The sequence below is a fragment of the Natrinema soli genome, assembly GCF_028618695.1.
Genome location: NZ_JAQIVI010000150.1, coordinates 1 through 12,218, shown reverse-complemented (window position 1 = coordinate 12,218; position 12,218 = coordinate 1). Strand labels below are relative to the sequence as shown.

At 54.4% G+C, this 12,218-nt stretch carries 9 protein-coding genes; all 9 read right to left on the bottom strand.

All coding sequences use genetic code 11. The features are described from left to right. Window positions 1-48 precede the first annotated feature (48 nt). Entirely contained in the window at window positions 49-1,965 is a 1,917-nt protein-coding gene (locus PGX04_RS11080; protein WP_273738560.1) for an Eco57I restriction-modification methylase domain-containing protein, read from the bottom strand. A 200-nt stretch (window positions 1,966-2,165) separates the two neighbouring features. Further along, complete coding sequence (brxC, locus tag PGX04_RS11075; RefSeq protein ID WP_273738559.1) at window positions 2,166-5,810, bottom strand: BREX system P-loop protein BrxC; 3,645 nt, start codon at window positions 5,808-5,810, stop codon at window positions 2,166-2,168. Continuing rightward, window positions 5,803-6,372 (bottom strand): BREX protein BrxB domain-containing protein, encoded by a 570-nt coding sequence (locus PGX04_RS11070; protein ID WP_273738558.1) that lies wholly within the window; start codon window positions 6,370-6,372, stop codon window positions 5,803-5,805. The genes brxC and PGX04_RS11070 overlap by 8 nt, the downstream gene beginning before the upstream one ends. Then, window positions 6,362-7,174 (bottom strand): BrxA family protein, encoded by an 813-nt coding sequence (locus PGX04_RS11065; protein WP_273738557.1) that lies wholly within the window; start codon window positions 7,172-7,174, stop codon window positions 6,362-6,364. The genes PGX04_RS11070 and PGX04_RS11065 overlap by 11 nt, the downstream gene beginning before the upstream one ends. 9 nt (window positions 7,175-7,183) lie before the next feature. Beyond that, window positions 7,184-7,834: a BrxE family protein gene (locus PGX04_RS11060; protein ID WP_273738556.1), complete on the bottom strand. Its 651-nt coding sequence runs from the start codon at window positions 7,832-7,834 to the stop codon at window positions 7,184-7,186. 152 nt (window positions 7,835-7,986) lie between these two features. Further along, window positions 7,987-9,321 (bottom strand): hypothetical protein, encoded by a 1,335-nt coding sequence (locus PGX04_RS11055; RefSeq protein WP_273738555.1) that lies wholly within the window; start codon window positions 9,319-9,321, stop codon window positions 7,987-7,989. 2 nt (window positions 9,322-9,323) lie between these two features. Continuing rightward, complete coding sequence (locus tag PGX04_RS11050) at window positions 9,324-11,102, bottom strand: AAA family ATPase (protein ID WP_273738554.1); 1,779 nt, start codon at window positions 11,100-11,102, stop codon at window positions 9,324-9,326. A 321-nt stretch (window positions 11,103-11,423) separates the two neighbouring features. Next, on the bottom strand, window positions 11,424-11,747 hold the full coding sequence (locus PGX04_RS11045; protein ID WP_273738553.1) for a hypothetical protein: 324 nt from the start codon (window positions 11,745-11,747) through the stop codon (window positions 11,424-11,426). Window positions 11,748-11,823: 76 nt separating this feature from the next. Then, complete coding sequence (locus PGX04_RS11040) at window positions 11,824-12,033, bottom strand: DUF8129 domain-containing protein (protein ID WP_273738552.1); 210 nt, start codon at window positions 12,031-12,033, stop codon at window positions 11,824-11,826. Window positions 12,034-12,218: the final 185 nt, after the last annotated feature.

Here is a 12,218-nt window from a genome sequence, read left to right as displayed (position 1 = left end):
CGGTCAGACTCGACGCAATTTCGGCGTGATCTCCGTTTCAGCCAGTCGCTAAACTAGAACGGATGGGGTCATCCGATAGAAGCGAGACGGTTCTCCTTCAGTGGGAGCAGACCCTCTGAGCACGAAGGGAATTGTGTATGCGTCTTTCTGCTGCTCGAAACCGTATCTGGAAAGGTGAGCAGCCTCGATGAAGTAACTCTTATTTAGAAGCTTCTTTCGCAGTCCTCGGAAGTAGTAGAGGAACATGAAATTCTCCGGTGTGACCATACTAACGTGGCCTGTCTCGGAAGAGAAGGAAAGACAGCGCTCAATGAATGCTCCGTAGACGTCATACTTACCTACATAATGATCTCTGACGTAACCCTTCAACGTCTCGCCCATTTTTTTACTCTGCAAATAGGGTGGATTGCTAACGACCGTATCGTACTCCCCTATTAGGACATCAAGGAGCTCGACGGTCTTTCCGACCTCGGCTGCGAACATCTCCTCGATTGGGTCATTATGTTCGAGTGCTTCGATAGCGAGGTTTTGCACACTTTGCATCAGTCGGGATTTTATTTCATCCCAGGACTCTTCCTCACCTCTTGTAACGAAGGTCGATTGAGAGGTTAGTCCTCCACCACTCGTGAACTGTGTCTGACCCGTTTCCTCGAACTCTTCTCGGTATTCGTCGAGAACCTCGTCAATGCGGTCCTCGACTTGAACCAGACTGCCTAATTCGCGGATGTCACCGAAGCTATTCCAAATCTGCTCTAAAATTTCTCTCTCTAACTCCGAGCCCGCACGTTCGAGTATCTCCTCTTTCCTTTCGCCATTGATCAGTACGGCATCTGCAGAGACGATATTCAATTGCGGAATTTCGACCTCAGGCGATTGGTCTTTAGCTTTTAAATAGAGTGATAATGCGGCGATTTGTGCAGCTCCTGAATCAATATCGACACCGTAGAGGTTGTTCCGAAGGATCTCACGCGGGATGTACCTCTCAGGTACTTCACCCTCTTCCAGATACATCTGATAGAGGACATCGAATGCGTAGAACAGCATATGTCCGCTCCCGCATGCAGGGTCAAGCACTTTAATCTCCTCGACCGGTTTCGTCTCACGGTCAATCAGCGACTCTTCAAGAGGAGCAAGGTAGAAGCAGTTGTCCTCGTCGGCGATGTTAGTTCGCCCGCCCTGCATTTCGAGCCATAACCGCCCCAGTGAGTTATCGACCATCCACTCGACGATGTACCGCGGTGTGAAGAGCTGGGTTTTCGTGGCGATGTCTGTCCCAGCAATCTTGTAGTTCTCTTCGTCGACGCGTTCGTCGATCTCTTCGCGTTCTTCCTCACCGAAGTACTGGTACACCCAACCCAGCGCTTCGTCGCTCTCCCAGGCCTGGTCGTCGATTGCATCCAGTTCGTCGAGAATTTCCTCGCGGACTTGCGCGTCGAGGTCGATAGCTGTGTGTTCGGATTCTTCGAAGATCATCCGAATCTCCGCGCCGATCTCCTGATATGCGAGGTCGAGTGCGGCACCGAAGCCATCGTCGGGTGCGTTGGTTAGCTCGCCGGCGATTTCGGCGACGGTGTGGTGCATGTACGACCGGTTGCCATACTCCGGCCGTTCGGTGATGGTTTCCTCGACGAGTCCGCGAACTTCGATGGTTTTCAGCGCGACGAACCGGTTAAGGTAAGTCTTCGTCGCTTCGCGGACGTAGTTGGTGATCGACCGCTGTAGGTCGCCTTCTGTGGATTCGAGTTCTCGCTCGATCGCTGCATCTAGCGTTCGTCGGGTATGGCGGTCTTCCGCGGAGAGATGCGTCAGATCTTCAAGCGGGAGGCGCTTGTTCTCATAGATGCCGTACTTTTCGAGCTGTCGTCGAAGCTCGTCTTCGAGGGTGCGTCGTGTGCTGAGGATGGTGCTTCGAATGGTCGAGCGCTGATCCGACGAGAGACCGGGTTGACCGTGCGTTGTGGACATGGATACTAAAGGGGTACATGCCGCCGCGAAACGGGTGAGCTGGCGGCGTGCTGTGTCGTGGTTCTCACCCGCGATGACATACCGACGACAAGCAATTGGCGTGTCTTATAATTGTGGGAGACTGCTCTGTCCCCCTACCTAATTGATCCGATTGAGAATCTTCCCGAGAAAAATTCCGACGTCTGCTTTTCTCTTGTACGTTACCGGAATCGAATCTCTACGTCCCCGTCTTGGTCGAGGAGCCCTTCGATTTCCCCTCGTAGCTCGTTAATCGGTGCCTCGATGTCGTCGGGTTCGGTCACGACGACGTTTCCGAAGATATCGTCAATGTCTACGCTCTCGCGGATCGTTCCATCGTCGTCGTCATCGTCCAGATTGTCGATTTCGGTTTTCGCGCCGTTCTCGTATGAATCGACGGTCTGGATGTGTTCGATAAGGCGGGTGATCGAGGGGTCCGGATTGATATGGTCTTCGTTCGAGATATCCAGATCCACTGCTCCGCCGCCTTGTCGTTCCGTCAGGTCCGATAGCGCCGAATGAAGATTGCTTTCGTCAATGTTGGAGCCAGCGTACGATTTGACTGAGTCGATGGAGTCGCTGTACGTCTCGTAGCGCTTCTCGTACAGACTTTCGTACGTTGTGGTGAAGGCCTCCGCTGCTGTGCGGTAGTCCGTCTTGACGTTGTTCCACTGGCTGATGACGCCCTCGGTGTCCAGCGTATTCTTGACGCGATCAGCTGCGTCGCGCGCGTCGTCGCTGACGTCGACGAGTCCGGGGTGGTCGTTTGCCTCGTCGATAAGCGATTCCCATTCGGTCGTGATGAATCGCTGTATCGTTTCGTACTCTTTCAGGCGGTTCTCGCCACTGGTTTCGCCGCAGAACTCGGCGACGTCCCTCGCGGTCTTGGTAAGGTCTTCGAGGTCGTCCTCGAACTCGACGAATTGTTTGATGCGCTTGGCTGACGTGGGTTGTTGAAGCAGGTTCTGCAACCGAGTTTGGAACTGCTCAATGTCGTCAGCAAGAGGGAAGTCTACCCGCCGGAGTTGGGAGAGAAGTGTGCTGGTGGTCGAGACCCACTGATTTGCCCCCTCTCGAATGCCTTCATCGACTGCTTGGTCTGTCGATTTGACTTTACGGTCGAACAGACGGTCGAGTAGTTGCTTGGCGTCCGTACGCGTGTCGATGTCGACGGTTTCGCGCTCGTCGAACGAGGTTGACTTGAACTTCGTGACCTGCGTGAACAATTCCTGCGCGCCGTCTTCCGTGTACGTTCCATAGGTTCGTTCCTTGTAGGTCGGGATGATCGATCCGTTTCGGAACAGCACGGCTGCAGCGAGTCTGACGACCTCACGACTCCACCCGTATGGCGGCTCCGCAAAGTGATCGATCAGGTCGCCTCCGGAACGAGATTCACCAGCTTTCTCGCGGCGCTGGATTTCGTCTTCGACTTCTGCAGCAATACGGGCCTCTGCGATGAGTTCGCCGTCCTGAACGACGCCAAGCTCGGAGAAAACCGATGGATTTGACGAGCCCTGGAGGTCACCGAATATCTGCTCCAGGTGTCGGTCTCTGACGGATGCGGAGCCGTGCTTGAAGCTAGTGAAAACTTTCGGAATGGCGTTGTCTGTCTTTCGGGACACGAGCGACGATAGTGAAGTGTTCGTAGCGTCGAACTCTTGCGTGTCACCGTTATAGATCAGGGTGCCGCGTTGGAAACTTCGCTTGAACTCGCGTTCGGCCTCGTTACGGAGGCGCTGGAGATCCTCCTGTTTTTGTCCGAGGGCTTCCTGTTCCTCCTGACTGAGTTCGTTTCCTCGCTTTTCCTTGACGACAGTGTTGATCTGGAAGATCGATTTCAGCTTCTCGTAGATGTCGTGCTGTTTCTCGTTGTCGGCGATCCAGTACAGCGTTCCGTCCTCGCTGAAGCTCTGTGTTTTCAGCCCGTCCGGATCGAGGTCTTCGTACCGCTGATAGATCGGTGAGTATGTCTTGAGGTCAATATAGCCCTTTGACGTGATCCCCTCGCCATCGATGCTCAGGTTCAACTGGAACGTTTTCCCCTCATAGTTGACGCGGGACGTTTCGTCAAGGATATCATTCAAAAAGCGTTTGGAGGATCGGCGGATATCACCAGGACCGACTTCGATACCTTTAATCTCGTTTTCGAGTTCGCGCTCGGTTTCTCGAAGGAATCGGTATCCTTCTTCGCTCCGGCCGACGTACCCGGCATCGACGAGGGCATCGAGTGTATCTTCGACGTCCCCCTCTAGTTGTTTCGTGGGACCGAGTTCTGTCTGGAGAGACGTTGCAATGTTATCTGCCGTGTTCGGGATCCAAGCGAGTTGCTGAAGGAGGTACAATGATTTGAGGACGCGTCGTGCGGTTGCTGGATCGGCATCTTTCGGTCGCGCCTCACGGATCGATTTGACGTCGCTGCTAGGGATGTCATTGCTGATCTCGTCGAAGATCATGTCCAGCGTGACGAGAGCACCGAGTTCGTCGTCGTAGAGGTGGTCCTCGTCTTTCAGGACGCTTTGTGTGACGTCAATCAGTGTACGTTCGCTCCCCGCGAGCTGGTCGTCAGAGCCTTTCCCGAGGGCCTTGAACATCTCCGGGAGGATGTCGAGCTGGTAGGGGAGGAATGGGTAGCAGTCGATGAAGTTCTCCCTGTTGATCGGTTTTAGGCTCTGACTGGAATCGAGTTTGTATCTTGCGGACAGGATACCTTCGTGCTGGTCGTACAGGTCGCCGAGAGTTCCTCTGAACTCGCCTTTCTTGCTGAGGACACGGTCGCGGACGACCTTGTCAAGGTTCTCGGAGGTGAGGTCGAATCGGTGCGGGAATCGGTCGATGACTTTCGACTCCTCGGCTTCCTTCTCCAAGACGCCGGGGATGAGTTGCTGGAGTTGCTCCTGCGAGGTAACTCCGAGGAAGACCTTGCCCTTGCCTTTCTGTCCGAATTCCTCAACGATACTCTGGAGTTCCAGAAGGAGCTGGCCATCGTCACCGATGAACTGAGAGATCTCGTCGATGAAAACGAAGTACCGACAGTTGTCTCCGGTCTCGGCTTCTCGTTGTTCGACGTAGTCCACGATGTCTTCGGCAAGCGTGGACGCGTTGATCAGAACGTTGTCCTGAACATCGTCGATTGCCCGGGCCGCATCTTCTTCATCGTCGAACTCATTGGTGGCCTCAACCAATGCGGTCTCCATGTCTGACCGGACGAACATGGCGTCCTTGCGGGCTTCCGTCCAGTCTTTTCCGGTGTTCGCCTCGATGGCGCCGACGAACTCGTCGTACACACCGCGCGATTCGAGCTCTTGTTCCATCTGGGCGACCCAGGGCATCGAGGCGTAGCCACGAGAGATGTTGAACTCTCGGTGGATGATTTCGGTGATGGATTCGCTTCCGGACGCATCGGCTTTCGCGCCGATCTGGAACATCAGTACCTCGGAATCGAACTTCGTGTTGACGGATGAGACTGCTCCGTCGAGCATCTCGTTGCCCTCGATTCGATCCCGGAACATCTCGGCTGCGTGCGTATCCGCGAACTCACGGTTCTCTAGAACGTGGCCGAGGATTTTCATGAAGTGACTTTTCCCCGAGCCGAAGAATCCAGAGACCCACATCCCGACATCTTCTGTCTGTGTATGCTCAGTGTCGATGATGGCCTCTAACGCATCCGAGAAGTGCCGCTCGAGCTGTGGTGTAAGAATGTACTCTTCAAGTTCTTTCTTGACGACGCTCGGGTCGTCGTTGTCGACTTTGACGACGCGGTCGATCTTCCGGTTGATCGGCCGGTAGAAGATTTCGTGGATTTGTTGGGTGGAGGTAGTGTTACTCATGTCCGATCACTCTTGCACGGTAATATGTCCCTTCTGATTCATTGAGGAATCTTAAACTCTTGTTATCCACTTTCGCCGGGTAACAGAATACGATGGGTGTGTCATCCGGCGTATTCATCTCTAATTGTCCCATCAACGTGGAGGCGCTGGCGAACGGGTAGAGGATGCCCATTCGGTAGACGATCACGGTGTCGGCATCCTCTGCTTGAGTTGCAATAGCTGAAGCTAACTGCCCCATCTCGCCATCGTCCAGTAGTGACGACTTCAGCCCGTCAAGTAACCGTTCTCGATCACGGCGTTCGAGGTCGATCACGTTCTCTAGGATGCCGCGTTCTTCGAGTACCGTGAACACCAGGTCGCGCATGTCGATTGCTGCAACCGCCTGATCATGGTATTCAAGCTTGTTAATGAGGTTTCGAACCTCTTGATCGACTTCAATCTCGTCAGCCGGGTCGTAGGTGAACACGATGAACGGGACACCCGCTCGCTTTCCGACCTGGTTTCGATCATCTCGGACAAGTCGTTCGACTTCTTCGAGTTGCGCTTGGAAATCAGAAACCATTGATCAACTCCTCCATGCTGTCATGCTTTGTGATCAGGCGTTCTGTCGATCCTCGTTTTTCATAACTCACATACTGAGGTGAGATGTCTCGGACTCTACGCTGCACCTCGGATTCATTCATCAGGAAAAGCTTCCAGTCGTCATGTTCGATGATGTCTGAGGCGGACTTCGCCCCCTTTTGGAAGAGTCGATAGACGACGTACGCAATCGTTTCGTCAGGAACGTATGTAACAGCGAACTCCTTCCGCTGGCTTCCTTCCAAAAGCCCGAAGTTCCGTAGCGCAGTGAGATATTTCGTGGCCGCTTCGTTGATCGTCGATTCCGACCGGTCACGTAAGTCTGCGTAGTCCTCTTGAATGGATTCAATGAATGTGACGATGTCAACGGTTTGGACGGACAGTGTTCCGCGCTCGAATTCAGGGTAGAGGAACTCACGTGTGACGAGGTAGATGAAGGGGTCTTGAGCGAATTCGTAGTAAAGACACCAGTCAGTTACGTCGCTACGGACATCGGTTGCCATAATCTGCATGAGAGGCGTTTCCGTGTACTCCTCCCTGTCGTGAATGTGTCGACGTGTGATTTCACGCAGGATGTTCGTTCGATACTCGTCCGTATTCTTGTTCAAAATATTGTCCTCGACGACCTTGCGTTCTAACTCCTCGTAGGACTTACATTCGACGTAGGTTCGAAGAACGCGTTTAGTTTCGTCGATATACGTACTGTGGTGGGCAATTTTGGGATCGAGACTCTCAGCTTGCGCAGTTTCGTCTTCGTCTCCCGGCTCGATATGCTCGTTACTCATACGAACCCATCACACGTTCTCCGATTTAAGCTCTGACTGGAGCGGATAGTACGGTACTTTGAGATGGTCTGTGCAATGCCCGTATCCTTGCAAGAGGGTTGCTAGTAGCCGCCATTTTTCCGGCTCAATTTCAGACTGGGTGTAGCCTTCCTCGTCGATACGGAACGAGCCGCCAGTTTCTGGTTTAGGAAGAGACACAGATGTGGCTGTAATGTTTGAAGCGGTTTGTTCAATCACCACATCTGTCCAACCTTTTTCCAGTGATTGAACGGAGACGTTCTCAAGTGCTTCTAATGAGTGCTGATCATCATCTTCAATGTCTTCGATGGCAGCTGCAAGTCGGGATTCTAGTTGGGGACCGAATGAGAACAGAGAGATAGAATCTGGTGGAAGTTGATCGGATTCCGCTTTGTGACCGACTTTCGAGGCGAGATTGATCCGTGATTGCAGTTTGGTTTTTGGCGTTACTTCCGAAAGTCGAGCTCGCCCTGTTTCGGATAAGACCCGAGAATCCCACCAGTTCTGATTATTTGTTTCCCCTACGCGTTCTACCAGTAAGCGCGAAGCGGTGAGATCCAAAAAAAAGTCATCTACGATGCCTGCTGCGTAGAGAGTTTCTTTCGTAGATTTGAACGCGTCAACGAGATCAGTTGAAGTCATATGTATACTTGTTGTACGGGGTGTCTTAGAACCAGCGTCTCTGAATCACCTGATTAGTACACAACAGATGGCTCAGATACTGTTTCTCGGTCGTTCACTGCTCGTCATGGTATTCCAAGGCGCTCGAGTCAGGATCGATCTTACACTCCACTCTACAACGGCTGTTTGACCTCATCATCGAACTGAGCGATCGTGATCGGTCCGTCACTACTCACGTCCTCAGTAAGTGCATCGACGAACAAACCCCCACGTACAGGCCCGTCCACAAAGAGATCTCCCCGCGAACTCAGATAGGTCTCACCGGCTCGTATATATGCCATGTACTCGAGGAGTTCACGCAGCCCTTGACCAGCATACGACGTATTCCGCGTGTACTTGACCTCCCCCACGAAAACCGCGTCAGGAACTGCTTCGTTGTCTGTATACCTCTCCAGTAGAATATCGGGCCGGCCGCCCCAGAGGGAATCAGTTCCCGAAATCCCCAGCGAATCCTGTACATACTTCTGCCAATGCTCTGCGACGGCGACCGACCGCGAGAGATAGCCATCCTGTTCAGGCACCTCTACTCGATCCAGGTTCTCACTGAATTGGAGTGATGTAGGTCCCGTCGAGTCGTGCGACATTACGTATCGACCAGTCTCCGTCTCCCAGTCGGCGACCACGCCTCGCTGGTCCTCGATCAACCGGAAGCGAGCCTCCGGATAGCACCCCAGAATACGGAACACCCAGTAGAGTTCGAACAGTAACTCCGGGCGATCCGGTGCGACGAATCCAGTTCGCAACAGCTCCTTCGCGTCGGTCGGATCCAAATCGTATGCCAAGAGCCGGCGATACCGACCCAAAAGCTGGGCTGCCTCACTGTAGAGGGGATTCCGCGAGCGTTTCACCGACCGAAGCATCCGATCTGTGACCGCGGCTTCCTCGGTGATTCGTTCGAGATAGACGTTCCGCTCAACCACCTGCTCGAGCGTTCGCACCAATTCCGCGTCAGCGTCCGTCCATCGACCGAGCCAGCCGTATTCGTCGGGTGCCTGTAGTGCTGGATACAGATCATCGGTCACGATCTCATCAATCTCTGACAGCAGCGTGTGCAAGACGATGTTCTCGTCGATATCGTAGTTCGTCCGTGTCTCCTGGGCTGCGAACCCGGTGGCCTCGGACCCGCCACCCTGATAGCGGTGTTTGATCGTCTCCTGCCAGTCAATCCGCCCTCGTACTTCGCCCTGCCGAACCTGTACGTCACGAGAGACGGTCGTCTTCAGACGGCGAATCCGATCCGGGAGTGCTGCAACGAAATCCATTACGCCCGGAGTCTCTCCAGTAGACTCTGTACAGACGAACTGAATTCGGAGCAGCTTCTCGAGGTCGTCGATCTGGAGGTTCGGATCGATATCATCGAGCAACGGCTGGAATCGCACCCCCTTCGAGAGATAGGTATGGAAGTCGTCAGCGACCTCCTCGAGGAGGCGTTCGGGTGGCGTCTTCATACTTACTGGTCGAACCGCTCTGGGGGGATCTGGTAGTAGTCTGCGACGAACTCTCCAAGACGGGGTTCATCGAGTCCGTCGATTTCGCCCATTGCCCCAACGAATTGGACCAGCTGCTCATCACGAAGCCCCTCGAGCTGGGGGACGACATGAAGGAGAATCGGTGCAACTGGGTCACTCGATGGGACTCGTAGATAGGTGTAGATGTCCTCGACGATCGCCGGCCCGATTTCACGGAAGCGATTGATGACCCGCCATATCGACGCGACCGTTTCACAGCGATCCAGGTCCACCTCGACGTCGTCCCAGACCTCGACGTATTGGGCGACGAGCTCTCCATCGATTGACTCGCGATCGGGCACCCGAATCGGGATGAACGCCCATCGACGCATGAACGCATAGCTCATCTCGTAGAGCGAGGTCTTGTCCAGCGTATTCATCGTCGCGATCATCCGCCACTTCTGGGGAACGTAGTACCGATAGGGTTCAATCGACAGCTCCTGGCTGTTCTCATCGCCAATGATTTCGATTGCTTTCCCATCTGTATCCGAAAAAGGCAGGGTGACGTCCTCGCCGGTGAGCGCACTGAACAGCGAGCCGAACGCCTTGTCGATATCGGCGCGGTTGATCTCGTCGACGATCAGCCACTCGTTTTGTGGGGCACCATCCTCGTCTTGGAACTGCGAGAGGAAGACGCCAGGCTTGAAGGTCAGTCCGTCGTCCCCAGTGGGTCGATAGCCGCCGATCGTGTCAAACGTCGACCAATCTGCGGTCGCTGTCGTCATCCGAAAGGAGTCTCCGACGACACTCCGACAGATTTGCTTCGCGAGTTTCGTCTTTCCCGTCCCTGGCGGGCCAACCAAAATAATGTTGTTCCCATTCCGAAGGGCAGTCCGAGCCTGCGCCAGAATTTCATCGAGATCGTCGAAATAGAGTCCCGTGACGTCGATGGCCATCTCATCAATCCCGAGGGCACGCTGTTGGGCCTCGAAATCAGCGTAGGTCTCTAGTTCTCTCTGATTCGACTCCTCGCCGATCCCCCCTTGTTCTCCTTCGGTCGTTCCCCTAGTATCATCCGGACGTTTCGATCGATTTCGATACCGAAGAATGGTATATTCGACTGCCCATAGCGATGGGTCCTCGTCCCGTTGTCGTTCGATGAGCTCTCGGATCTCGATCGTCGTTTCCCAGAACGCAGCGTATCGCTCACCAAGATCGCCACGCGGTTTCCATACGCCGAGTTCTTTGTAGCCCTCTCGACTGGATTCGTAGTAGACTGGGACCGTATCAGGGGCTTGGGCTTGCCAGAAAAAGGAAACGAACGCAGGAATGAACCCGGCCTGTGGTGCCTTCCGTTTGTTCTCAGCGTTCGATTTGAGGGTCTCGACGTAGGATTCGAAATGATCGATCTGTTCGGATGCTCCCGCTGAATCTGCTGGCACACGAATTGCTTCCTGGAGTCGCGTCGTACTTTCCGAGGTTCGATCTTGGCGCTGTGTCTCATTGCAGTACATATTGAAGAACATCTGGCTCATCCCTCCGAAGCCCCAGTACCGATGCTGTTTGCTCTCGCTGTCCATCTCCGTCCGGAATTCAAAGAGGGGGAGATCGCCGGCCTGGAACGAGGTTATCAGATCCTGGATGTGCGGAAGCCGATCTTCGCGTTGTTGTTTCCGGCGGGTGAGGGGGATCTTCTCTCCTGATTCGTCGAGATAACGATAGTCGTCCTCAGTAAATTCATCCCAGAGGCGAAGAATTGCATCCTGATCGGACTCATTCATACATTGGTTCGTTCCGGACGAGAGATATAATTGGTGGCAGAACCAATTGAGTTGCAGACCTTGTACTAGGGTAATTCAAAGCCACCGGCGTCTCACCCGCTTGTGGGACGGTACAGGCACCGCTCGCACTCGAGAAACTGCTCACCCTCTTCAGTGAATCGTCCAGCCAACACCGCTGCCTCGCAGCGGGGACACGGATCGCCATGGGTGTATCCGCCTTTGACTGGCGGATCGGGAGTCGCTGCGGCTAGCGCGAGTATGCGTGTTCTTGGGTCTGGATATGTGACCTGTCGTCCGCCGTTGTGGGTGCTCTCGGAAGGGTCAGTCATTACTCTCACCGGGTGAACCGAAGAGGAACTGTGCGCTGGCGTCCTCGCCCGTCAGCGTCAGCTGGTCGTCGGCCGTCTCCGCGAACAGCGATGTCTGGTCGGTATTGTCGCCTTCCGAGTACCGAACTTCGACACGGTCGTCGACGCCGAACTCGCTAGCTACGGGGTGATCGAGTCGTGTTTCGACCCCGCGATGAGTCACGTCAGCACCGAAATCCTCGAGCGAGGTCGCAACGCTTTCTTCGGTCGGTTCGAGTCCACCGTCAGCGGTGAACGCTGTCTGCTGTTGGATCGTGATCTCGGGTCGATCTGTCATCTGGAAAACCCTCCACCCCTCTCGAGGGTGCAAACAACACTCCCAGCTGTCGCAGGCATCGTGATCGGTGGACCAGTCACGACTCCTCGCGAAGTTTTTCAGCTCGCTGGGCTAGCAGTTTGAGGATCGAAAGGCGTTGTTGGTGCTGGTTTTCGTAGGCGACACACGCCTGCAGTGTCTCCATATCGGTGATCGTCGCGATTCCCGCATCAATGAGCCGGGGATTCGATGACTCGAGGCGCTGTGCTGGCGTCAGTGGCTCGTCAGTGCAATCCGTTTCAGACATCGTGGGATCCTCTCACCTCTCGAGGAGAGAAACAACACCACGAGACGTTGACTCTGATCTGACGGTCATTTTGGAGCAGTGAGAGAGTCTCGCCGTCCGGGTTCCTGGTTCACTGGTGGTGCGTGTCCTCTCTTGGATTGTCAGGATCCGGGCCGTGTCGAGGTGACTGACACCTGGTGCACTCC

Excerpts from the sequence above, each read along its gene's own strand:
- PGX04_RS11070 (WP_273738558.1), bottom strand. The coding sequence starts at position 6,372 with ATGGTTTCTGATTTCCAAGCGCAACTCGAAGAAGTCGAACGACTTGTC.
- PGX04_RS11040 (WP_273738552.1), bottom strand. The coding sequence starts at position 12,033 with ATGTCTGAAACGGATTGCACTGACGAGCCACTGACGCCAGCACAGCGC.
- PGX04_RS11065 (WP_273738557.1), bottom strand. The coding sequence starts at position 7,174 with ATGAGTAACGAGCATATCGAGCCGGGAGACGAAGACGAAACTGCGCAA.
- PGX04_RS11055 (WP_273738555.1), bottom strand. The coding sequence starts at position 9,321 with ATGAAGACGCCACCCGAACGCCTCCTCGAGGAGGTCGCTGACGACTTC.
- PGX04_RS11060 (WP_273738556.1), bottom strand. The coding sequence starts at position 7,834 with ATGACTTCAACTGATCTCGTTGACGCGTTCAAATCTACGAAAGAAACT.
- PGX04_RS11045 (WP_273738553.1), bottom strand. The coding sequence starts at position 11,747 with ATGACAGATCGACCCGAGATCACGATCCAACAGCAGACAGCGTTCACC.
- brxC (WP_273738559.1), bottom strand. The coding sequence starts at position 5,810 with ATGAGTAACACTACCTCCACCCAACAAATCCACGAAATCTTCTACCGG.
- PGX04_RS11050 (WP_273738554.1), bottom strand. The coding sequence starts at position 11,102 with ATGAATGAGTCCGATCAGGATGCAATTCTTCGCCTCTGGGATGAATTT.
- PGX04_RS11080 (WP_273738560.1), bottom strand. The coding sequence starts at position 1,965 with ATGTCCACAACGCACGGTCAACCCGGTCTCTCGTCGGATCAGCGCTCG.